Origin of the sequence: Microbacterium sp. PAMC22086 (assembly GCF_019443525.1) — a bacterium.
Classification (GTDB): Bacteria; Actinomycetota; Actinomycetes; order Actinomycetales; family Microbacteriaceae; genus Microbacterium; species Microbacterium maritypicum.
Genome location: NZ_CP080380.1, coordinates 789,359 through 809,774 on the forward strand (window position 1 = coordinate 789,359; position 20,416 = coordinate 809,774).

General features: G+C 69.2%; 24 protein-coding genes. 11 read left to right on the top strand and 13 right to left on the bottom strand.

The features are described from left to right. Positions 1 to 123: 123 nt before the first annotated feature. Both KY497_RS03815 and KY497_RS03820 read right to left on the bottom strand, forming a co-directional pair. Positions 124 to 1,101, bottom strand: coding sequence for a hypothetical protein (locus KY497_RS03815; RefSeq protein WP_219869854.1), 978 nt, complete (start codon positions 1,099 to 1,101; stop codon positions 124 to 126). 8 nt (positions 1,102 to 1,109) lie between these two features. Then, complete coding sequence (locus KY497_RS03820; protein WP_219869855.1) at positions 1,110 to 1,406, bottom strand: hypothetical protein; 297 nt, start codon at positions 1,404 to 1,406, stop codon at positions 1,110 to 1,112. 260 nt (positions 1,407 to 1,666) lie between these two features. On the opposite strand from KY497_RS03820, the gene KY497_RS03825 reads away from it, so the two are divergent. Next, positions 1,667 to 2,971, top strand: a complete 1,305-nt coding sequence (locus KY497_RS03825) for an IS256 family transposase (protein ID WP_219869856.1) — start codon at positions 1,667 to 1,669, stop codon at positions 2,969 to 2,971. Here KY497_RS03825 and KY497_RS03830 read toward each other — a convergent pair. Then, a complete protein-coding gene (locus tag KY497_RS03830; RefSeq protein WP_219869857.1) occupies positions 2,957 to 3,202 on the bottom strand; it encodes a hypothetical protein in 246 nt (81 codons plus the stop codon). The two genes, KY497_RS03825 and KY497_RS03830, sit on opposite strands and share 15 nt — an antisense overlap. A gap of 30 nt (positions 3,203 to 3,232) precedes the next feature. Here KY497_RS03830 and KY497_RS03835 point away from each other — a divergent pair, with 30 nt between their 5' ends. Together KY497_RS03835 and KY497_RS03840 are read left to right on the top strand one after the other, a co-directional pair. Further along, positions 3,233 to 5,278: a cation-translocating P-type ATPase gene (locus tag KY497_RS03835; RefSeq protein WP_258185858.1), complete on the top strand. Its 2,046-nt coding sequence runs from the start codon at positions 3,233 to 3,235 to the stop codon at positions 5,276 to 5,278. Continuing rightward, entirely contained in the window at positions 5,271 to 6,800 is a 1,530-nt protein-coding gene (locus KY497_RS03840; RefSeq protein WP_219869858.1) for a multicopper oxidase family protein, read from the top strand. Before KY497_RS03835 ends, KY497_RS03840 begins: the two co-directional genes overlap by 8 nt. Before the next feature lie 348 nt (positions 6,801 to 7,148). On the opposite strand, the gene trxA is transcribed toward KY497_RS03840, so the two are convergent. Together trxA and KY497_RS03850 are read right to left on the bottom strand one after the other, a co-directional pair. After that, positions 7,149 to 7,529, bottom strand: coding sequence for a thioredoxin (trxA, locus tag KY497_RS03845; protein ID WP_219869859.1), 381 nt, complete (start codon positions 7,527 to 7,529; stop codon positions 7,149 to 7,151). Between the two features lie 42 nt (positions 7,530 to 7,571). Further along, positions 7,572 to 7,976: a rhodanese-like domain-containing protein gene (locus KY497_RS03850; protein WP_219869860.1), complete on the bottom strand. Its 405-nt coding sequence runs from the start codon at positions 7,974 to 7,976 to the stop codon at positions 7,572 to 7,574. Positions 7,977 to 8,031: 55 nt separating this feature from the next. Between KY497_RS03850 and KY497_RS03855 the strand changes: the two genes are divergently transcribed. Both KY497_RS03855 and KY497_RS16940 read left to right on the top strand, forming a co-directional pair. Next, positions 8,032 to 8,418 (top strand): hypothetical protein, encoded by a 387-nt coding sequence (locus KY497_RS03855; RefSeq protein ID WP_219870374.1) that lies wholly within the window; start codon positions 8,032 to 8,034, stop codon positions 8,416 to 8,418. Next, positions 8,370 to 8,723, top strand: coding sequence for a DUF4395 family protein (locus tag KY497_RS16940; RefSeq protein ID WP_219869861.1), 354 nt, complete (start codon positions 8,370 to 8,372; stop codon positions 8,721 to 8,723). The genes KY497_RS03855 and KY497_RS16940 overlap by 49 nt, the downstream gene beginning before the upstream one ends. 25 nt (positions 8,724 to 8,748) lie before the next feature. Here the strand turns inward: KY497_RS16940 and KY497_RS03865 are convergent, their stop codons facing one another. Then, entirely contained in the window at positions 8,749 to 9,339 is a 591-nt protein-coding gene (locus tag KY497_RS03865; protein ID WP_219869862.1) for a DUF2165 domain-containing protein, read from the bottom strand. A 105-nt stretch (positions 9,340 to 9,444) separates the two neighbouring features. Here KY497_RS03865 and KY497_RS03870 point away from each other — a divergent pair, with 105 nt between their 5' ends. Further along, a complete protein-coding gene (locus tag KY497_RS03870; RefSeq protein ID WP_218682347.1) occupies positions 9,445 to 10,059 on the top strand; it encodes a trans-aconitate 2-methyltransferase in 615 nt (204 codons plus the stop codon). Between the two features lie 28 nt (positions 10,060 to 10,087). Here KY497_RS03870 and KY497_RS03875 read toward each other — a convergent pair whose 3' ends face one another. Continuing rightward, positions 10,088 to 10,543: an Lrp/AsnC family transcriptional regulator gene (locus KY497_RS03875; RefSeq protein WP_017829836.1), complete on the bottom strand. Its 456-nt coding sequence runs from the start codon at positions 10,541 to 10,543 to the stop codon at positions 10,088 to 10,090. 98 nt (positions 10,544 to 10,641) lie between these two features. Between KY497_RS03875 and KY497_RS03880 the strand changes: the two genes are divergently transcribed. Further along, positions 10,642 to 11,265: a LysE family translocator gene (locus KY497_RS03880; RefSeq protein ID WP_219869863.1), complete on the top strand. Its 624-nt coding sequence runs from the start codon at positions 10,642 to 10,644 to the stop codon at positions 11,263 to 11,265. Positions 11,266 to 11,302: 37 nt separating this feature from the next. Here the strand turns inward: KY497_RS03880 and KY497_RS03885 are convergent, their stop codons facing one another. The 5 genes from KY497_RS03885 to KY497_RS03905 all read right to left on the bottom strand — a co-directional run bounded on the left by KY497_RS03885 (position 11,303) and on the right by KY497_RS03905 (position 15,153). After that, on the bottom strand, positions 11,303 to 11,530 hold the full coding sequence (locus tag KY497_RS03885) for an RNA-binding S4 domain-containing protein (RefSeq protein ID WP_219869864.1): 228 nt from the start codon (positions 11,528 to 11,530) through the stop codon (positions 11,303 to 11,305). A gap of 124 nt (positions 11,531 to 11,654) precedes the next feature. Continuing rightward, complete coding sequence (locus KY497_RS03890; protein ID WP_219869865.1) at positions 11,655 to 12,500, bottom strand: hypothetical protein; 846 nt, start codon at positions 12,498 to 12,500, stop codon at positions 11,655 to 11,657. A gap of 79 nt (positions 12,501 to 12,579) precedes the next feature. After that, positions 12,580 to 13,896, bottom strand: coding sequence for a cell wall metabolism sensor histidine kinase WalK (locus KY497_RS03895; RefSeq protein WP_055875182.1), 1,317 nt, complete (start codon positions 13,894 to 13,896; stop codon positions 12,580 to 12,582). After that, the gene (locus KY497_RS03900; RefSeq protein ID WP_017829831.1) at positions 13,889 to 14,566 is read right to left on the bottom strand and encodes a response regulator transcription factor; all 678 of its coding nucleotides are present in this window, start codon (positions 14,564 to 14,566) and stop codon (positions 13,889 to 13,891) included. Before KY497_RS03900 ends, KY497_RS03895 begins: the two co-directional genes overlap by 8 nt. 53 nt (positions 14,567 to 14,619) lie before the next feature. Beyond that, positions 14,620 to 15,153, bottom strand: a complete 534-nt coding sequence (locus KY497_RS03905; RefSeq protein ID WP_219870295.1) for a putative immunity protein — start codon at positions 15,151 to 15,153, stop codon at positions 14,620 to 14,622. A 365-nt stretch (positions 15,154 to 15,518) separates the two neighbouring features. Between KY497_RS03905 and KY497_RS03915 the strand changes: the two genes are divergently transcribed. Beyond that, positions 15,519 to 15,695, top strand: coding sequence for a hypothetical protein (locus KY497_RS03915; RefSeq protein WP_055871313.1), 177 nt, complete (start codon positions 15,519 to 15,521; stop codon positions 15,693 to 15,695). A 9-nt stretch (positions 15,696 to 15,704) separates the two neighbouring features. Here the strand turns inward: KY497_RS03915 and KY497_RS03920 are convergent, their stop codons facing one another. Further along, entirely contained in the window at positions 15,705 to 17,087 is a 1,383-nt protein-coding gene (locus KY497_RS03920) for an LLM class flavin-dependent oxidoreductase (RefSeq protein ID WP_219869866.1), read from the bottom strand. A gap of 123 nt (positions 17,088 to 17,210) precedes the next feature. On the opposite strand from KY497_RS03920, the gene KY497_RS03925 reads away from it, so the two are divergent. Genes KY497_RS03925 through KY497_RS03935 form a run of 3 tightly spaced genes read left to right on the top strand, consistent with a single transcriptional unit; the run spans position 17,211 to position 20,388 of the window. Further along, a complete protein-coding gene (locus KY497_RS03925) occupies positions 17,211 to 18,653 on the top strand; it encodes an adenosylhomocysteinase (protein WP_219869867.1) in 1,443 nt (480 codons plus the stop codon). Further along, positions 18,650 to 19,963, top strand: coding sequence for an amidohydrolase family protein (locus KY497_RS03930; RefSeq protein ID WP_055871297.1), 1,314 nt, complete (start codon positions 18,650 to 18,652; stop codon positions 19,961 to 19,963). The genes KY497_RS03925 and KY497_RS03930 overlap by 4 nt, the downstream gene beginning before the upstream one ends. After that, complete coding sequence (locus tag KY497_RS03935) at positions 19,960 to 20,388, top strand: cupin domain-containing protein (protein WP_055871295.1); 429 nt, start codon at positions 19,960 to 19,962, stop codon at positions 20,386 to 20,388. The genes KY497_RS03930 and KY497_RS03935 overlap by 4 nt, the downstream gene beginning before the upstream one ends. The last annotated feature ends 28 nt before the right edge of the window (positions 20,389 to 20,416 follow it).

Here is a 20,416-nt window from a genome sequence, read left to right on the forward strand (position 1 = left end):
CGCCCTCCGGCAGCACAGCAGGCGGATGCCAGGGGTGCCCAGCTCATCGTGCCCGACCGTTTCGGTTGCCGGAGGCCGAGATCGCCCGCCCGCCCGCAACGGGGCGCGGTGACCTCGCCGTGGTCAGGTGGTCGCGGGAGGGAGGACGCGTCGGCGGCGGGCGACGGTGACGGCCGCGGCGACCGTGAGTGCCGTCGAGACGGCGAGGAGCACGGCGCCGAGGATGATCTGCCCCGGTGACGGGGTGAGGGCGGTGACGGGCTGGTAGAGGTTGCGCTGCTGGCTCTGCGGGCCGGTGAGTTGCTGATCGACGGGCACCCACACCTCGAGGGTGCGTTCGCCGGTGGCGAACTGGGCGTACACGAACCACAGCCCCGGTGACGGCAGTGCCAGTTCCCCGGTGAAGGTACCGGGAGGCGGGGTGCCGGGTTGTGCGCGCAGCGGCGCGGTGAGGTCCTCTCCGGTGCGGCGGGCGACCAGACGGGACGGGGTGAGGTCGGTGTCGTCGGTGAGGCGGATGCCGGTGATGGTGACGGTCAGCTGCCCGGTGCCGTCGCCGGTGACGGTCATCTGTGCGGTGCCGTAGGCGGTGCCCTGGCCGGGGTCGTGCGCCTGCGCGGGTGGGGGCGGGGCGAGGGCGACCAGCAGAAGGGTGAGGGCCGCGGCCGCGCCGCCGGATCGGAGGCGAGTCCCCGGCCGCACGGTGAGGGCGATCATGCTGACGATGATCACCGTGGTGGTGCCGACGGCGGACCAGGCGACGGGGGTGGGTGGGACGCTGCTGATCCCGGTCCCGGAGGCCAGCAGTTGCAGGGTGGTCACGGCGAGGGCGGCCACCGGCCACCGCCACCGGGGGACGGGCAGGGCCAGCAGGAAGAGCCCGGCCACCGCGACCGGCAGGTCGGGGGCGAGCCACCCAGAGGTGGTGAGCAGCACCCACAGCACCACCCGGAACACCAGGTACACGGCGACGACGAGGACAAGGCGGGTGCGGCCGGGGACCAGGGTGGTGATCACCCATGCCGCGCCGAGCGTGGTCGCCAGCAGCAGCGGCAGGTACAGGGTCTCGGTGAACTGGGGCACGTCGGTGTCGTATTCCATCACGATGATCAGCGCCGCCCCCAGCCGCCTGCGGCCAGGGCGATCCGCGGCGGGGCGGGCACGTGCCGGTCGGTGCCGGTGAGCAGGCCGATCAGCACGCACAGGGTGCCGATCACCGACAGCAGGTGCGGGGGCGACCAGAGCACCGCGTCACGCCCGAACGCGGTGTGCCAGAACGCGTCGGCGGGCGCGGCCGCCGCGGTCGCGACCGCCGCAGCGACCGCGAGGGCGAACCCGGGAGTGCGGAACACGGCGGCCACGGATCGTGTCGCGGCCAGCCGCCGCCACCCCCAGCCGGCGATCACGACCCCGACGGTGAGGATCGACGCATACAGCAGCAGGTGCGGAGGGATGAAGGTGCTGTCCCGGCCGAGGGTGGTGTGCCAGGAGTCGTCCCAATACGCCGACCCAACCCCGGCGGCCGCGGCCGCTGCGGCGACCCAGACGCCCCCTGCCCCCAGCGCCGGGGAACCGCGGGCCGGGTCCGGGTCTGTCGGAAAGTTTGTGTGTGAGGGGTTCGGCGTGATCGGTTCGGCTTCGGTCGTCCGGGAAGATGAATCACGTCATGAACACTGAATTGAAGACACCAACTGAGCAATCCGAGACCGTCGATCTGCGGACCGGGGAGATCCTTCCTGCGCCGCCGGATGTCACTGCGGTCGCGGAGCAACTCGTGGCCGCCGCTCGTGGTCAAGGGATCGAGCTGACTGGCCCGGACGGGCTGCTGACGGGGCTGACCCGGCAGGTACTGCAGTCCGCGTTGGAGGCGGAGCTGACCGAGCACCTCGGCTACGACCCGGGCGACCGGGTCGGGAAGCAGACGCCGAACAGTCGGAACGGATCCACGCCGAAGACGGTGCGGACCGAGATCGGCGATCTCACGATCCAGGTCCCGAGGGACCGGGCGGGCACGTTCGCGCCGGTGGTGGTGCCCAAGCATCAGCGCCGGATCGCGGGGTTCGACGAGGCGGTGATCTCGCTGTATGCGAAGGGCATGACCACCGGCGATATCGCCAAGCACCTCTCCGATCTCTACGGATCAGACGTCTCTCGTGATCTGGTGTCGACGGTGACCGACAAGGTGCTCGGCGACATGCAGGAATGGCAAGCCCGTCCGCTGGACGTCGTCTATCCCGTGGTTCTGATCGACGCGCTCGTGATCAAGGTCCGCGACGGGCAGGTCGCCAACCGGCCTGTCTACGTCGCTGTCGGCATCGATCTCGAGGGTCACCGTGACGTTCTCGGGTTGTGGATGGGACCGACCGGCGGGGAGGGCGCGAAGCAGTGGATGAACATGCTCACGGAGCTGCGCAACCGTGGTGTCGCCGATGTCTGCATCGTCTGCTGCGACGGACTCAAAGGCCTCCCCGATGCGATCACCGCGATCTGGCCCCTCGCAACGGTGCAGCAGTGTGTCGTGCATCTCGTGCGGAACTCACTTCGATACGCGTCGAAGAAGTACTGGTCCAAGATCACCAGGCAGCTCCGCGAGGTCTATACCGCTCCGACCATCGCAGCGGCCGAGGCGAGATTCGCGGAGTTCGCCGAGCAATGGCGGAGCCTGTATCCGGCGATGATCCAGATGTGGGAGAACGCGTGGGGCGAGTTCGTGCCGTTCCTGAAGTTCCCGCCGGAGATCAGACGCCTCATCTATACGACCAATGGGATCGAGTCGCTCAATGCCAGGTTCCGGCAGGCCACGAGACGCCGCGGGCACTTCCCCAACGAGCAGGCGGCGATGAAGGTGCTCTACCTGACGGTGCTCGAGCGGCGCCCGAATCGCACGAACCCGACCGGGCAGATCGCCGGCTGGAAAGCTATCCTGAATACCCTGTCCATCACCTACGGCGACCGCCTAGGAATCAACTAAGCCGAAGCCCCATACACAAAGGAACGGACAGACCCCCACACGGATGCCACGGGTCACGCCAGCCACGCGGGCCATAAGGGTCCTGCGGGCTATCACGACGACCCCGTCCACGACCACGCCGCTGGCCACGACCACACGCACGCCCCGTCGGCGACGGCGGATGACGGTGAGCATGCCGGTCACCACGTCGAGCACGCCGGTCACACCGCGGCCGCGGGTGGGCACGATCATGGTGCAGCGTCGGGTCACAGTGCGCAGGAGATGATGGGCCACGGTGGGCATCACGGCGGGATGTCGATGGACGCGATGATCCGCGACATGCGCAACCGGTTCCTGGTCGCGCTGATCCTGTCGATCCCGATCACCCTGTGGTCTCCGATCGGGCGGGAGGTGATCGGATTCGAGGTGCCGGCACCGTTCGGGCTGCGCGATGACGTGTTCATGCTGATCCTGTCGCTGCCGGTGATCTTCTACTCGGCGTGGATCTTCTTCGACGGCGCCTACCGGGCGCTGCGCGCGAAGACCCTCGACATGATGGTGCTCGTCGCAGTCGGTGTCGGCGCCGGCTGGCTGTACTCCCTCGCGGTCACCCTCACCGGCGGCGGTGAAGTGTTCTACGAAGCCGCCACGGTGCTTGCCACCTTCGTGCTGCTGGGGCATTGGGTGGAGATGCGCGCCCGCGGCGGCGCGAACGACGCCATCCGCACCCTCCTGGAGCTCGCACCCTCGCAGGCGGTCGTGATCCGTGACGGGCAGGAGGTCGAGATCCCCACCAGCGAGGTCGTCCCGGGGGATCTGATGCTGGTGCGGCCGGGGGCCAAGATCCCCACCGACGGTGTCGTGGAATCCGGAGAGTCCGAGGTGGACGAGTCGATGGTCACCGGCGAGTCCATGCCGGTGGACAAAGCGCCCGGGTCGGAGGTGATCGGAGCGACCGTGAACACCGTCGGCACCCTCCGCGTCACAGCCACCAAAGTCGGCTCGGACACGGCGTTGGCGCAGATCGTGAAGCTCGTGCAGGAGGCGCAGAACTCCAAAGCCCCCGGGCAGCGCCTCGCCGACCGGGCAGCGTTCTGGCTCGTCCTGGTCGCCCTGATCGGCGGCACCCTCACCTTCCTGGTGTGGCTGCTCGCCGGCGCTGCAATCCCGATGGCGATCCTGTTCGCTATCACCGTCGTCGTCATCACCTGCCCCGACGCGCTCGGCCTCGCCACCCCGACGGCGATCATGGTCGGCACCGGGCTCGGCGCGAAACGGGGCGTGTTGTTCAAGAACGCCTCCGGGATCGAAACCGCCGCCCACATCGACACGGTCGTGTTCGACAAGACCGGCACCCTCACCAAGGGGGAGCCGGAGGTCACCGACTACATCCCCGTCGGCGGCGACGAGCTCGAGACTCTCTCCCTCGCGGTCGCGTTGGAGCGGGAATCCGAGCATCCTCTGGCGAAAGCGATCGTGAATTACGCCGACGCCCGCGACATCCCCCGTCGCACCGCGACCGCGTTCCGAAACGTCACCGGGCAGGGCGCGATCGCCACCGTCGACGGTCGACAGGTCGTCCTCGGCAACCCGCGCCTTCTCACCGGGGAGGGGATCGACATCAGCGGGGTGCAGGCCGCTCAGCAGGACCTGGCTGGGTCCGGCCGCACCGCGATCCTGTTCGCCGTGGACGGGCAAGTCGCCGGGATCATCGGTCTCGCCGACGCACCCCGGGACACCGCAAAGACCGCGATCGACGCTCTCCACGAGCAGGGCGTCGAGGTCGCAATGCTCACCGGGGACAACAAGCCCACCGCCGACCGGATCGCCGCTCTCCTCGGCATCGACACCGTGATCGCGGATGTGCTCCCCGAGGACAAGTCCGCGAAGGTCGCCGAGCTGCAGAAGACGGGCAAGAAGGTCGCGATGGTCGGCGACGGCGTCAACGACGCCCCCGCCCTCGCCCAGGCCGACCTCGGCATCGCGATCGGCGCCGGCACCGACGTCGCCATCGAGACCGCCGACGTGGTCCTGATGCGCTCGGACCCGCTCGATGTTGCGATCGCACTCAAGATCGGCAAGGGCACACTGCGAAAGATGCGGCAGAACCTGGGCTGGGCCATCGGATACAACGCCGCCGCCCTCCCCATCGCCGCTGGCGTGTTCTATCCGGCGTTCGGGATCATGCTGTCCCCGGAGATCGCCGCCCTGTCGATGTCCGGTTCCTCCGTGATCGTCGCCGTCAACGCCCTCCTCCTCAAGCGGCTCCGCCTGCCCGCCCAGGCGCCCGCTGCGACGACCATGCAGAAGGAGCCCGAACATGCCTGACCGTCCGCTCTCTCCCACACCGTCCTCCCCGATGCTGCTGACCCGACGAGGTGTGCTCGGACTCGGACTGGGCGCCGTCGCGGCAGCCGTGCTCGCCTCCTGCACCCCCGCGCCGCAATGGGTGACACCCACCGGCGCAGCGGTGTCCGGCACGGAGAAGAACCGCGGCGGCACCGGCCGAGTCACCACCGTCGACCTCACCGCCGCCCCCACCACGCTCGACCTGGCCGGTACCGCCGCCGGCACCTGGGCGTTCGGAGGTATCCCCGCCCCGGTAATCCGGCTCACCGCAGGCGACACGCTGAAAGCGACCGTCCGCAACCAGCTCGACGCGGACACCTCCGTGCACTGGCACGGACTCGCCCTCCGCAACGACATGGATGGGGTCCCTCCGGTAACCCAAGCCCCCATCGCCCCGGGCGGACAGTTCGCATACGAGTTCGTCACCCCGCATCCGGGCACCTACTGGTTCCACCCCCACGTCGGCCCGCAACTGGACCACGGCCTCTACGGTGCGCTCATCATCGACGACCCGGTCGAGAAGGTGACGTGGGACGACGAATGGGTGCTGATCCTCGACGACTGGCTCGACGGCGTCACCGCCACCCCGGACCAGGTCCTCACCGACCTCTCGAAGGGCATGGGAGACATGGGCGGGATGGGCGACATGTTCATGCGGATGGGGAACCTGCTGATGGGCGCCACCTCCGAGCTGCTCGGCGGCGACGCCGGCGACGTCTACTACCCGCAGTACCTCATCAACGGCAAACCCAAAGCCGACCCCGCCCAATTCACCGGCACTCCTGGTGCCCGGGTGCGGATCCGTGTCATCAACGCCGGCAGCGACACCGCGTTCCGGTTCGCGATCGGCGGCCACACCCTGACGATCACCCACACCGACGGGTTCCCGGTGGATCCTGTCGAGGTCGACAGTGTCCTGATCGGGATGGGCGAACGCTACGACCTGCAGGTCACCCTGGACGATGGGGTGTTCCCTGTCGTCGCCGACGCGGAAGGCAAGCAGGATCGCGCGTTCGCGCTCGTTCGCACCGCCGCTGGCACGGCTCCGGCCAGCGACGTCCCCGTCGCCGAGCTCGGCACCGGCAGGGTCGGCACCGCTGCCGGACTGAGCGCGACCGCCTCCGTCACCCTGCACCAGGCATCCCCCGACCGGGTCGTGCACCTCGCGCTGACCGGGGGGATGGAGGCGTACGACTGGGGGATCAATGGGCGCCGGTTCGACATGAACGACCCGTTGCGGGACGCGCACGCGGTCAGTATGGGGGAGCGGGTGCAGTTGCGGATCCGCAATGACACCGAGATGTGGCATCCGTTCCACCTGCACGGCCACACCTACCAGCACGCGAACGGCGGCCCCCGGAAGGACACCTCCATCATCCTCCCGGGCCAGACCCTGACAGTCGACTTCGACGCCGACAACCCCGGCCAGTGGGTCGCGCACTGCCACAACATCTACCACGCCGAGACCGGCATGACCACGGTGCTCGGATACCAGTCATGAACCGCGCGTTCATCCCCAGCACGGGAGGATGATCGCGCGGGCGATCGGACGGCGGCGGCGGACGTCAAGTCTAAGTGGACTTCCTACTCTTATGTAGGGATCTGCCATTTCGCGCGGAATCCTGCTGACGAAACTGCTGCCAATTAGCGTGGAATCCCCGAGTTCTCCGCCACCTTGACCGGGAACCTACATCAACTGATCTCTCGCCCGAGAATCCGGGCACTGAACCGAGGCCTCGGAACGCCGCCGATGGTGCGACTCGCGCGACGGTACGCTCGGGCTACCCCGCGGGGTATCTCCGCCAGCTCACCGCAGCGACGAAGGCGGCGTCAGCGGCCGAAGAGTCTCTCATGACGGTGCGTGCGCAGACTCGGATCGGCGACGGAGCTGCTCTCTCACCTCTGCCATGTCCAATGCGCGGACAGAGGTGATGACCTGCTCGAGTTGCGCATCATTGAGCGCTCCGGGCTGAGAGAAGACACCGATACCGCCCCGGAACACCATCAGCGTGGGGATGGACCGAATCTGAAAGCCGGCGGCGAGTTCTCGTTCCGATTCGGTATCGACCTTGCCGAAGGTGATATCCGAGTGTGTGTCGGACGCCTTCTCGAAGACGGGCGCGAAGGCGCGGCAGGGGCCGCACCATGCCGCCCAGAAGTCCAAGATCACGATGTCGGTGCGGCTGATGGTGTCTCGGAGGTTGTCGCCGGTGACAGTGAGGGTGGTCATTGTGGTCCTTTCATTCCGAGCCGTGAGTAGCGGGGGCAGACGTCATCGGATGACGGGGAGACCGGTGGCCTCTGCGGCCTCAGAGATCCCGCCCGCGTCCTGCACCTCGAGTCCCGCGGCTTCCATCGCGGCGACCGCCTGCGCGGATCGGTTGCCGGACTGGCAGTAGACGACGTACTCATCCTCGGGATCGAGCTCCGAGATGGTCGTGTCGAATTCCGGGGATTGAAGGTCGATGTTGATGGCGCCGTCGAGATGGCCCTCGGCGTACTCCGCGGGGGTGCGCACATCGACAACGACCGTGTCTTCGCCGATCGCTACAGAGGGAGACGCCGTGGCAGCGCAGCCGCTCATCGCGACGGAGAGGGCGAGAGCCGCCCCGAGTGCGACGGCTCGCAGGCTACGCCGCGCCCCGAGTGCGACGGCTCGCAGGTTACGCCGCGCCATGAGGGTGCCCCTCGCACCGCTGATCGTCGGGGACCCCGTAGAGCGCCTCCTCCACATGCTGACCGCAACCTTCCCACGTTGCTTTACCGCACTGGCCACACGTCACGCGAGCGCACATCTCCTGCACCTTTCCTTGGATCGAAGTGATTCCGATTATACCCCCCGGGGTATTATTTCGTCCATGCGCTCATCTCAGCCCGTGAAGGAACAACCCGTCGTCGGTCAGTGGGTCGAGGGCATCGACACTCCGGTCGTGAACGAACGCGCGGTTCGAGCGTCAGCGGGGATCTTGTTCCTGGCTGGTTTCTCGGCGTGGCTCTGGAGTGTGATCACCGGTGACCTGCAGCCGATGCGGATCTTCGGAATCGTGTTCGCCATCGAGATGATGCTGCGGTGTTCGTCGGAACAGTTTTCACTCCTACGCTCATCCTGGGTGCGCTGATCACTCGCCCGCAGCGCCCGGAGTGGGTGGAGGCGCGGTCGAAGATCCTTGCCTGGGGCATGGGGTTCGGAATGTCCCTCGCGGGGTGCTTCAGCTTGGGATGGTTGGGCCTGCCGACGATCGTCGCTCAGGTGATCTGCGGGGTGTGTCTTCTCCTGCTGTACCTGGAGACAGCCTTCGGGATCTGCCTGGGATGCGTTGTCGCCCAGCGCTTCGCGCGGCGCAAGCCGCAGTTGTGTGCGGGTGACACCTGCGCATACACACCGCCGGCGAAGGGCGAGCAGCACTCGATTCTCCGCGACTGAACCCGGGTCGATGCAGCGACCTCGATCAGCGAGAGGCGTCGCGACGCGGTGCGGTGTCGTCCCAGCGGGGCGAGGGGAGGTGCAGCAGCACCAGGCCGATGCCGGCGATAATCGAGTTGCGGAAGGCGGGGTCGAGTCCGTTCCACGAGGTGGAGCGCCACATCTGGAACCACTCGCCGCCGATCGAGATGAACCCGCCCACGAAGAGGAGGATGATCATCACCAGCCCGATCGACGACCACACGCGGGCGGCGTGGAAGCCGTGGCCGAGGAATCCGCGCACGAAGAACACGACCGCGACGATCAGGACGATCGCGCTCAGCGACTCCCAGATGATCACGCCGATGTAGGCGATGTTCCACAGCACAGGGTTGTCGATCGCCCGCCACATCACGTCGGGATCGAGCCCCTTGCCGGCCTCCTGGCCGAAGTTCGTGGTGTCCATCGCCAAGACGTGCTGCACGAAATCGAAGTTGGTGCCGTAGTCGGTGATGTTCCCGAGCGCCACCAGGAAGATGTAGAGCCCGTTCACGAGGACGAGCGCGGCCGCCGCGAAGGGCAGCGAACCGAGAAGGTGCCAACGAGGTGAGCGCACCGGCGCGTCGGTCGTAGTCATGACCAGACAGTATCGGTCGTCGTGTCCGGGCGTCGAGGGGGTGCTGCTGCGGGAGCCGGATACCGTGGACGACGGTGATCGCGAATGGACGCTGAGGGGAGAGCCGTGGTGGACGACTCAGGGAGTGACCGGCGCATCCGAGACGGATACGCCGCACGTGCCGCCGAGTACACGCAGCTGTTCGGCGACATCGGGCAGATGGACGAGGTCGACCGGGAGCGCATCGGGGGCTGGGCGAATGCGGTCGACGGGCGCATCCTCGATGCCGGGTGCGGCCCGGGGCACTGGACCGCGTTCCTCGCCGAACGAGGGATCGACGCCGAAGGCATCGACCTGGTGCCGGAGTTCGTCGCCGGTGCCTGCGCGCGGTTCCCGCACGTTGCGTATCGGGTGGCATCGCTGACGGACGTCGGCGTCGCGTCGGGCTCCCTCGGCGGCGTGCTCGCCTGGTACTCGCTGATCCACGCAGGGCCGGATGAGCTCGCGGTCCTCCTCGCCCATGCTCGACGCGTTCTCCGCGACGGGGGAGCCTTGTTGGTCGGGTTCTTCGCCGGGGTCGACGGAGAGCCCTTCCCGCATGCCGTCACGACGGCGCACTACTGGTCAGTCGAGGGGCTGTCCGTGCTGCTGGAGCGCGCCGGCTTCCGCGTGGTCGACAGCGACGCCCGGGTGCAGGACGGACGCCGTCCGCACGCATCGATCAGCGCTGTCGCGGTCTGATCAGAGCGCCGGCGCTGTCCTTGCTGCGTCAGGGGATCGGCACGGCTCGATCGGCCCCGAGCCGCTTCATCACCATGGTCGAGGTGAGACGCTGCACGCCGGGCAGGGCGCCGAGGGTGTTGTCGTAGAGCTCCTGGTAGGCGCCCATGTCGCGGGTGAGGATGCGCAGCATGTAGTCGGGGTCGCCGAACAGACGCTGCGCCTCGACGACCGCGGGGATCGCCACGACGGCCTCTTCGAACGCCACGATCGTGTCCTTGTCGGTGCGCCCGATCGTCACGAAGACGATGGCCTCGAAGGTGAGGCCGACCGCTGCCGGGGCGACCACCGCGCGGTACCGCTCGATCGCGCCGGACTGCTCCAGCTCTTTGAGTCGGCGATGGCAGGCGGACAGGCTCAGGCCGACCTGCGAGGCGAGGTGGGTCGCGCTCATCCGGCCGTCATCCTGCAGCAGAGAGAGGATCTCCCGATCGAGTGCGTCCATGACGACAATTCTTGCAGGTGAAGGCGCGGATGGCGCGAAGAATCGGAGCACCTTTCGCTTGATCCTTCGTAGTCTCTTCCTCGGATTGAGGAGAACCGATGGATATCGCTCTGGTGATGCAGTTCTGGGTGGTCGCCGTCATGCTCGCGCTGACCCCCGGCGCCGACTGGGCGTATGCGATCTCGGCAGGCCTGCGTGCCCGCTCCATCGCACCGTCGATCCTCGGGATGATCGCCGGATACACCGTCGTGATCGTCGCCGTCGCTCTCGGTCTCGGCGCGCTGGTCACCGCGTATCCCGTCACCCTCACGACCCTGACGGTGGTCGGTGCGCTCTACCTGATCTTCCTCGGAGCCACGACCCTGGCCAGCCGTCCGGCTCCGATCGCGGAGAGCGGCGAGCCGATCGCGACCGGAGGGTGGGGGCAGTTCCTGCGCGGATCCGGTGTCAGCGGCATCAACCCGAAGGGGCTCCTGCTGCTCCTCGCCCTGCTGCCGCAGTTCACGAGTCCGAATGGCTGGCCGTCGACGACGCAGATGCTCGCGCTGGGCGGACTGCACCTGCTCAACATCGCGATCGTCTACACGACGGTCGGTCTGCTCGCCCGTCGACTGCTGCGCACCCGGCCCCGCGCGAGTTCGGTGGTCACGCGGATCGCCGGCATAGCCATGACCGTCATCGGCGTGGGCATCCTGATCGAGCAGATGCTCGAGTGGATGTGAAGCCTGCGTGAGCGGCGGCTGACGAGGAGTCAGACGGTCACGGGCGGACGCGGACCGTTCGTCCCTCGAACGACACCAGGTCGCCGTCGCGCAACTGGCGTCCTCGGCGGCGGTCGATCTCGTCGTTCACCGTGACGTACCCGTCGATGATGACCTCTTTGGCGTCGCCGCCCGAGTCGAGGAGTCCGGCGAACTTGAGGAACTGCCCGAGGCGGATCACCTCACCGCCGATGGAGATGTCGTCGATCGGATCGGAGTTCGTCATTCTTGAATGCTAATCGGCTTCGAGGCCCGGTGGATGCGACGATGCCGCCGCCCCCGGGTGGGAGCGGCGGCACCGTCGAGCCGGGCGTCTCGGGTCCGCCCGACAGGACGCGGCCCTGATCTGCTCAGTCGATGTCGGTTCCGACGACGGCGAAGTCGGCGCTGAAGTCGATGTCGATCGAGCGGTTGTCCGAGGTGAGCACCGAGGCGTCGTAGGGGCTCACGTCGTCGCCGTCGACATCGAGGTCGGTGATCATCCCCTCGGCCTCGGCGAGTGCGGCGGAGACCAGGGCGCGGATCGTCTCGTCGTCGAGGGTGAGCGCGGGGCCGGTGTCGTCACCGTCGGCCGCGTCGGTGGAGGTGACGGATGCGACCAGGGCCTCGTCGACCCGGACCTCGGTCTCCGCCCCGGCGGCTGTGGTCAGCTGCACCTCCCAGGTGCCGTCGCGCTTCGCGTCGATCGAGGTGACCTCGCCGTCGCCTGCTCCCCGCGCGGCGTCGGCGATCTCGATGAGCTCGTCGGCAGATGCCGCGCCGATTCCGGTCACCGGGCCGCGGCCGCTCGAGGGGGCGTTGCCGCGGTCGTCGTCTCCGCGGTCGTCGCCGCGCGGACCGTGGTCATCCGCATCGTGGCGGGGGCCGTCGTCGGACATCGACGAGCGATCGTCGTCGCCGAACTCGTCGCCGATCGCCGCGCCGACCGCGACGCCGCCACCCGCCAGGACGACGGCGGCAGCGATGCCTCCGCCGATGAGGAGCGCGCGCGTGCGGCCGGGCTTCGATGCGGATGTCGCGGGAGCGGGCACGGCTTCTGCGGCGGGGAAGACCGGGTGCTGTCCGGAGCCCGCGATCGGGGCCTCCGCGCCGGGCGTCGGGGGCGGGGTCACCGGCACGGTCTCGGCATCCGGAGTGCTCTGCGGCGTCTGGTCAGGAGCGGGCGTCTGGTCGGGGGTGGGTGTCTTGTCGTCCATGTCTCGATGGTCTCCCGCGGGCGCTGAAGCCTCCCTGAAGCGTCCTGAAGACCTCTTCAGGAACCTCGGGTCCGTCTGGTCAGGCGCCGAGGGGCAGGGTGAGCACGAAGCGCGCACCACCCCAGCGGGAGTCGTCGACCGTGAGGGTTCCGTGGCCGCTGGCGGCGATGCCGCGGGCGATCGCGAGGCCCAATCCGCTGCCTCCGGCGTCGCGGCTGCGGGCCTCGTCGAGGCGGACGAAGCGTTCGAAGATCCGCTCCCGCTCCTCGGCCGGCACCCCGGTGCCGTCGTCCTCGATCGTGACGAACACGTATCCGTCCGATGGCGTCACCCCGATCGCGACGCGCCCGCGGCTGTGGCGCACGGCGTTGTCGGCGAGGTTTCGCACCAGCTGCCCGAGCAGTCGCGGGTCGCCGTGCACCCGGGCGGCGTGGATCCCGGAGCCGTCGACGTCGATTCCCGCGGCCCGGAGCCGGCGCACCTCGCCGAGGGCGATGTCGTCGAGGTCGACCGCCTCGTCATGGGTGCTCGCTCCCTCATCCAGGCGGGCGAGGAGCAGCAGTGATTCGACGATGCCCTGCAGGCGCAGTCCCTCCTCCGACACCACCTCGGCGAGTTCGCCGATGCTCGTCACATCGGGATGGGCCTGGGCCAGTTCGGCATGCTGACGGATCGTCGCGAGGGGCGAGCGCAGCTCGTGGGAAGCGTCCGAGACGAAGCGCCGCTGCGCGGTGGCCGCCGCGTCGAGCCGATCGAGCATGCCGTTCATGGTCGTCGCGAGCGCGGCGATCTCATCGGCGGTCTCCGGCACCGGTACCCGCTGGTGCAGGCGCTCTGCGGTGATGCCGTCGACCTCTTCGCGGATGAGCTCGACCGGGCGGAGGGCCCGGCCGACCACCGACCATGTGGTCACGGCGACGAGCAGCAGAAGCAGGGGGAGGGCGATGGCCAGCAGCGTCGCGACCGTCGCGAGGGTCTCGGCATCGTCCTCCATCGAGACGGCGAGCACGAGGGTCTGGTCGCGCTCGATGTCCTCCGAGACGACGAGGACGGTCTCTCCGTCGACAGTGGTCGTCTGCGGATCGTCGTCGACGGGGAGGGGTGTCGACCCGAGCTTCTCCCTGGCGTCTTCGCTGGCGGCGCGCACCGAACCGTCCGCACCGATGATCTGCAGGATCTCGTCGTCGAGCGCATCGATGTCCTTGCCGCCGGGGCCGCCCGCGCGTTCGGTGAGCTCTTCGAGGCGCTGTTCCGCCGCGCGCTCGGTGCTGCCGTGGATGCTGGCGCTGAGCACGCCGTAGAACGAGAAGGCGCCGATGAGGAGTGCGACGGCGACGACGACGGTGGCGCCGAGCGTGGTCCTGCCGCGCACGGAGCGCCAGCTGCGACTAGCCACCGTCGGCCGCCAGCCGGTAGCCCGCTCCGCGGATGGTCTCGATCGCCTCGCGTCCGAACGGCTTGTCGAGCTTGCGGCGCAGGTGCCCGACGTAGACCTCGACGATGTTGGGATCGCCGTCGAAGTCGTCGTCCCAGACGCCGTCGATGAGGGTGCGCTTCGACAGCACCTGGCCGCGATGACGCATCAGGTACTCGAGCACCGAGAACTCCCGAGCGGTCAGGCTCACGGGAGTCTCGCCCCGCCAGACCCGGTGCGCTGCGGGATCGAGCCGCAGATCGCCCGCTTCCAGGATCGCCGGACGCGCGACGGCTCCGCGCCGCACGAGAGCACGCAGGCGCGCGACGAGGATCGCGAAAGAGAAGGGCTTGGTGACGTAGTCGTCGGCCCCGGTCTCGAGCGCTTCGACCTGGTCCCACTCGCCGTCCTTCGCCGTGAGCATCAGCACGGGGGTCCAGTTCTCTTCGGCCCTGAGCGCCTCGCACACCTTCCAGCCGCTCATGCCCGGCATCATCAGGTCGAGCACGATCGCGTCGTAGCGTGTCTCGCGCGCGCGCCAGAGTCCGTCGACGCCGTTGTGTGCCACGTCGACGGCGAACCCCTCGGCCTCCAGGCCGCGGCGCACGCCCTCGGCCAGACGCACTTCGTCGTCCACCACCAGGATCCGCATGCCTCCAGTGTGGCCGCTCGACGCTGAATCGGGGCTGAAGCGGGTCGTGAGCCTCAGGCGCCGACAGCGGCCTGGATCTCGCGGATCACCTCCCCGAGCGTGCCGGAGGCGAGCAGGCCCGGGCCGAGGGGGCCCGCGGTGTCGGAGCCGAGGGGAGGCAGTCTCCGGAGTGCGGATGCGACCTCGGGCGACAGGGCGGCGAGCTGCCACCGCACCTCGGCGGCGCGGGCATCCGGGCCCTCCGGCGGCGTGAGCTCCACGGCCTTCACGGCGTAGGCGGCGGCTCCGAGCGCATGGGCACCCATGTGCGCGACCCCTGCGGCCTGGGCGGCCGAGCGGGCTGCGGCGACCCCCGCGGGTGAAGCGGCGCTGTGGGCGGCCCGGCCCGCGACGAAGCGGCGACGGATCTCTCCCGCGGCCGTGAGCTCACCCCGTGCGAAGGCTCGAGCTCGCGCGATGGCGTCGCGCGCGCGGTCGTCGTCGGGTGCCTCCGCGTCGAACAGGGGCAGCACCCGTTCCGCGCAGTCGGCCGCCCACACCGCGACGATCCGTCGCTCGGTCTCGGTCATGCCCTGCGCAGTGGACATGCTCATCCCGCCCGCCGTTCGGCACGCTGCCGGGAGCCACGGACCGTCTCGATGATCTCCTGCATCTCCATCCCTCAATGATGAACCCCACGTGCTTATGTGGACTCTGATGCCGAAAGGATGGGGAAGATCATGACAAACCCTCCAAAGCATGTGATGACCACGGTCGCGCTCGGGCGACGGGTGGGGTACTCGGCGCAGCAGCTGCGCGACCTCGCCTGCTGCAGCACTGCGATGCCGTGCTGCGTCTGCCGGGGGAGTCGTCGGGTGCGGACAAGGACGCCGAGATCGCGCAGGAGCTCGGACTTCCCGTCTACCGGTCGCTCGACGAGATTCCCTCAGCCGCGACTCCGTAGGCTGGAGGCATGACCAAGAACATCTGGACCATCCTCGGCGTCATCCTCGCCGTCGTGATCGCGTGGTGGATCGTGAGCGCGCTGTTCTCGGTGCTGGCCTTCATCTTCAAGCTCATGATCGTCGCCGTCGTCGCGGTCGTGGTCTTCCTGGTACTCCGCGGGATCTTCAGCCGCAGCGACGACTGACGTCTCCTCTCACGCCCGGGCGAACGCCCCGACGCGGTACTTCGCGGCGCGGTGCGTGTCCTGCACCCGGTCGCCGCGGCCGTGGAGCTTGTTGCGAAGAGTGCCCGGCACGTACTCCTCGGGATAGGCGCCGCGCTCGCGCAGCACCGGGATCACGTGCTCGATGATGTCCTGCCAGGTGCCGGGGGTGACCGCGTAGGCGAGGTTGAAGCCGTCGATGTCGGTCGCCTCGACCCAGGACTGCAGCTCGTCGGCGATCTCGACGCCGGACCCGACGATCGTGGGGCCGAGGCCGCCGATCGCGTTGTGGCGTCCGAAGTCGCCGACGGTCCATTCGCGGCCGAGGTCGGCCTCTTCCTTCAGGTGCTGCAGAACCGACTGGATCGCGTTCGACTCGACGTTCCCGACCGGCTCGTCCTCGGCGTACTGCGACAGATCCACGCCCATCCACCCCGACATGAACGTCAGGGCACCCTCGGGGCTCGCATAGGAGAGGTACTCCGCGTGCTTCGCCGTCGCCTCTTCGGCGGTGGCGGCGGTGATCACGGTGAGCAGCGTGTAGATGCGCGCGTCGTACCGGTCGCGTCCTGCCGCCTCGAGGGCGTCGCGAATGCGCCTGACCGTTCCGGCGAGCACCTCCTTCGAGGGGGCGGCGACGAAGATGGCCTCGGCGTTCTCGGCCGCGAACTTCACGCCGCGCGGACTTGCACCGGCCTGGTAGATCACCGGCGTGCGCTGTGGCGAGGGCTCGGCGATATGGATGCCGGGCACGCTGAAGTGCTTCCCCTCATGCCCGATCGGGTGCACCTTGGCCGGGTCGGTGAAGATGCCGCGCTCGCGGTCCTCGACCACGGCGTCGTCCTCCCACGACCCCTCCCAGAGCTTGTAGAGCACCTCGACGTACTCGTCCGCGTGGTCGTAGCGGTCATCGTGGGCGAGTTGGTCCTCCTGGCCCATGTTGCGTGCGGCGCTGGGCAGGTATCCGGTCACGACGTTCCAGCCGACGCGGCCCTGCGTGAGGTGGTCGAGGGTGCTCAACCGGCGCGCGAACGGGTAGGGGTGCTCGAACGCGGTGCCGGCCGTGATGCCGAAGCCCAGGTTCTCGGTGACCGCGGCCATCGCGCTCACCAGCAGGATCGGGTCGTTCACCGGCACCTGCGCGCCGTTGCGGATAGCGGCCTCGTTCGTGCCGCCGTACACGTCATAGGTGCCGAGCACGTCGGCGATGAAGATGCCGTCGAAGGTCGCGCTCTCCAGCAGCTTCGCAAGCTCCGTCCAGTACGAGATGGTGTTGTACTGGCGCGAGCGGTCGTCGGGGTGCCGCCACAGGCCGGACGACTGGTGGGCGACGCAGTTCATGTCGAAGGCGTTGAAGCGGATCTGACGGGTCATGCCCCCCATGAAAGGGGAAGGGCACGGACGAATCCAGAGTCCCCGAAATGCACGGACACATTCCGGGTGCGGGTCTGCCTCGCCCTGGCATTCGGCCACCCCCGCGGGCTCTACCCTTGACTGGTGACCGACGAGACCGTGACCGCCCAGCGGCTGGTGCGCCGCTTCGCCCGTGAGACCAACCTGCTCGTGTCGGGCCGGGACTTCTCGGTCATCGGGACGGATGGCGTGGCCGAGGCTCTCCGCGCTCTGCTTCCGGCGCTCGGTGCGCATCTCGGCGACGCGGGGGTCGTGTTCGCGCCGGGAGGGACGCCCGAGATCCTGCTCGACGGTGAGGCGCTGCCGCCCCGCGAGAGGGCCGAGGATCGCGTCGATGCGGCCGGACGCCATATGCCCGTCGCGACCGACCGTGCGCGGCGTCTGCGCGAGAACGGCACGGTGCGCGGAGTGCGCATCGGCATCGCGATGGTGCTCGAGCCGAAGACCGCCCAGCTCGCCCTGCTGCTGCGGGATGCGGGAGCCACGGTCGCCGTCTACGCCCACCCCGATGAGATCGACGTCGAGGTCGCCGAGGTGCTGCGTTCCCGCGGGATCCCGGTCGACGGCGATCCCTCGCTCTCGGGAGCCGCCGAACGCGCCGCCGCCGTGTCGTTCCTGCGCCGCGGCTTCGACCTGCTGCTCGACGACGGCTCGCACCTGATCCGCCTCGCGCATGAGGAGTCTCTCGCGCCGCAGCTGCGAGGTGCGGCCGAGGAGACCACGAGTGGCCTCACACCGCTGCGGCTCATGGAGCGAGAGGGCGTGCTCGAGATCCCCGTGATCGCGGTGAACGACGCCCTGACCAAGACCTCCTTCGACAACCGATACGGCACCGGGCAGTCATGCGTGTTCGCGATCGCCGACGCGTTGGACGACGCCGGCATCGACCTTCGTGACCAGCCGGCGGTCGTGGTCGGCTACGGGCCCGTCGGCGAGGGCGTCGCCGCCCACCTGCGTGCGCTCGGCGCGCAGGTCGGCGTCAGCGAGACCGATCCGGTGCGCGCCCTCAGGGCCGCGCACGACGGGTACCGCATCGGACGTCTGCACGATCTCGCCCCCGGTGCGCTCGTCGTCTCGGCCACAGGGGCGCCGCACACGGTCGACGCCGAGGTGCTGCGCACGGCGGCGATCGTCGCGGTCGCGGGTGGCGTCCCGCACGAGATCGACCTCGATGCGTCGACGCTGCGACCGTATGAGGGTGTGAACGGCGAAGCCTCCGCTTTCGTCGAGCGCGCCGGCACCGGAGCGCTCGTGATCGCCCGCGGCGGATGTGTGAACCTGTCCGCGGGGGAGGGCAACCCGATCGAGATCATGGACCTGTCGTTCTCGGTGCAGCTCTTCGCCGTCGAGCACCTTCTCGCCCACGAACTGCCCGCCGGCGTGCATCCGCTCCCGGCCGAGGCCGACGTCACGATCGGCACCGCCGCTCTCGCCCTGCGCGGAGAGCACATCGACCAGCGCAGCCGCGCGCAGGTCAACGCGCAGCGCGAGTGGCGCTCGCCGCGATTCCGAGGAGAGTCCGCATGACCGCCGTCACCGTCTACTCGGCAGGTCTCGTGGTGCCGATCACCGCGCCTCCCATCGTCGACGGCGCTGTGGCCGTGCGCGAGGGGCGGATCATGCATGTCGGCGAACGCGAGTGGGTGCTCCGATCGCTGTCAGAGCGCGGTATCGACGCGGACGAGGTGCACTGGCCGGGCGTGCTGACCCCCGGACTCGTGAACGCCCACACGCACTTGCAGTACACCGGCATGGCCTCGGTCGGCCGCGGCCAGTACGACGGTTTCGATGACTGGGTGCGGGCATTCGACCCGGTGTACGAAGGCGGTCGCGACTGGGCGGCGGATGCGGCGGACGGCGCGGCACAGGCGCTGCGCTCCGGCACGACGGCCGTGGCCGACGTGGTGACCGATCGTGCGGCGGCGACCGCTCTGCACGACGCCCGGCTGCACGGCATCACCTACTGGGAGGTGATGAGCTGGACCAACGCCGACTGGGCGCGCACCGGACGCACCCAGGTCGAGCAGGCCCTCGACGCGCTGCCGACCCCGCCCGGAACCGGCCTCTCGCCGCACGCCCCGTACTCGCTCGACATCGAGCCGCTCCTGGAGATCCCCGACATCGTGCGCGAGCGCGGCGGGCGCATCCACATCCACCTCGGAGAGGCCGCGTTCGAGAGCGAGTTCGCGCACGAGCATCCACAGGCCTGGCATACCGCGGGGCTCGCCAGCTTCCAGGAGCTGCGCAAGGCCGGATTCGGTACCAGCGCCACGGAGTTCGTCGATCAGCTCGGCGTGCTCGGGCCCGATTGCCATATCGCCCATGGTGTCTACATGAGCGCCAGGGACCGTGCCATCCTGCGCGAGCGCCGCACGACCGTGGCCCTGTGCCCGCGGTCGAACGCCGTCATCGGACTCGAGGAGCCGCCGATCGCGGCGTATCTGCGCGAGGGCAGCCCGATCGCCGTGGGCACCGACTCGCTGTCGTCGAGCCCATCGCTCGATGTGCTGGCCGACGTGGCCGAGCTCGCGCGCATCGCCCGCTCGCAGGGCTACACCGACCGCGACCTGCACGCCCGCCTGCTGGGCGCCGCGACTCTCGGCGGGGCACACGCCATGGGGATCGACGTGGGCCCCGACCGCACCGGCTACCTCGCCGTGGGGGCGCTCGCCGACCTGACGTTCTTCGACGTCCCGGCCGGCCCCGACGCCGTTCCCGAACTCGTCGAGCACGGGGCGGGCCGTACCGCCGCCACGATCGTCTCCGGCGAGGTCCGTTTCGCGATCGACTCCTTCGACCGCGCCGCGGTCACCCCCGAGACCGGAGGTGTCTCATGACACAGCGCCCCACGACCGCCGAGCGGCTCGACCTCGCCCCGCACCCCGAGGGTGGCTGGTTCCGCCGAACCTGGACGAGCCCTCTGCCCGTCGAGACGCCGAACGGTCCACGACCGGCGGCCACCTGCATCCACTACCTCCTGCGTCCATCGGAGAAGAGCGAATGGCACGTCGTGACCAGCGACGAGCTGTGGCTGTGGCACGGACCTGGGCGACTCGAGCTGAGCCTCGGCGGCGATGGCGCGGAACCGGGCGAAGCGACCGCCGTGGTGCTCGGCCCCGACGACGCCGCGCAGGTGCTGGTGCCCGCCGGGGTCTGGCAGGCCGCCCGTCCGCTGGATGCGGAGGAGGTCCTGGTGTCGTGCTTCGTGTCCCCAGGTTTCGATTTCGCCGATTGGCGACTGGCCGCATCGCCTACTCTGTAGAGGCAGACCCGTCTCTGCAGAAGCAGAC

Bases quoted from the DNA above. Each gene is read 5' to 3' on its own strand.
- KY497_RS03815 (WP_219869854.1), bottom strand. From the start codon at position 1,101: ATGGAATACGACACCGACGTGCCCCAGTTCACCGAGACCCTGTACCTG.
- KY497_RS03825 (WP_219869856.1), top strand. From the start codon at position 1,667: ATGAACACTGAATTGAAGACACCAACTGAGCAATCCGAGACCGTCGAT.
- KY497_RS03830 (WP_219869857.1), bottom strand. From the start codon at position 3,202: ATGATCGTGCCCACCCGCGGCCGCGGTGTGACCGGCGTGCTCGACGTG.
- KY497_RS03835 (WP_258185858.1), top strand. From the start codon at position 3,233: ATGATGGGCCACGGTGGGCATCACGGCGGGATGTCGATGGACGCGATG.
- KY497_RS03840 (WP_219869858.1), top strand. From the start codon at position 5,271: ATGCCTGACCGTCCGCTCTCTCCCACACCGTCCTCCCCGATGCTGCTG.
- trxA (WP_219869859.1), bottom strand. From the start codon at position 7,529: ATGACCACCCTCACTGTCACCGGCGACAACCTCCGAGACACCATCAGC.
- KY497_RS03850 (WP_219869860.1), bottom strand. From the start codon at position 7,976: ATGGCGCGGCGTAACCTGCGAGCCGTCGCACTCGGGGCGCGGCGTAGC.
- KY497_RS03855 (WP_219870374.1), top strand. From the start codon at position 8,032: ATGCTGACCGCAACCTTCCCACGTTGCTTTACCGCACTGGCCACACGT.
- KY497_RS03865 (WP_219869862.1), bottom strand. From the start codon at position 9,339: ATGACTACGACCGACGCGCCGGTGCGCTCACCTCGTTGGCACCTTCTC.
- KY497_RS03875 (WP_017829836.1), bottom strand. From the start codon at position 10,543: ATGGACGCACTCGATCGGGAGATCCTCTCTCTGCTGCAGGATGACGGC.
- KY497_RS03880 (WP_219869863.1), top strand. From the start codon at position 10,642: ATGGATATCGCTCTGGTGATGCAGTTCTGGGTGGTCGCCGTCATGCTC.
- KY497_RS03885 (WP_219869864.1), bottom strand. From the start codon at position 11,530: ATGACGAACTCCGATCCGATCGACGACATCTCCATCGGCGGTGAGGTG.
- KY497_RS03890 (WP_219869865.1), bottom strand. From the start codon at position 12,500: ATGGACGACAAGACACCCACCCCCGACCAGACGCCCGCTCCTGACCAG.
- KY497_RS03900 (WP_017829831.1), bottom strand. From the start codon at position 14,566: ATGCGGATCCTGGTGGTGGACGACGAAGTGCGTCTGGCCGAGGGCGTG.
- KY497_RS03905 (WP_219870295.1), bottom strand. From the start codon at position 15,153: ATGTCCACTGCGCAGGGCATGACCGAGACCGAGCGACGGATCGTCGCG.
- KY497_RS03915 (WP_055871313.1), top strand. From the start codon at position 15,519: ATGACCAAGAACATCTGGACCATCCTCGGCGTCATCCTCGCCGTCGTG.
- KY497_RS03920 (WP_219869866.1), bottom strand. From the start codon at position 17,087: ATGACCCGTCAGATCCGCTTCAACGCCTTCGACATGAACTGCGTCGCC.
- KY497_RS03930 (WP_055871297.1), top strand. From the start codon at position 18,650: ATGACCGCCGTCACCGTCTACTCGGCAGGTCTCGTGGTGCCGATCACC.
- KY497_RS03935 (WP_055871295.1), top strand. From the start codon at position 19,960: ATGACACAGCGCCCCACGACCGCCGAGCGGCTCGACCTCGCCCCGCAC.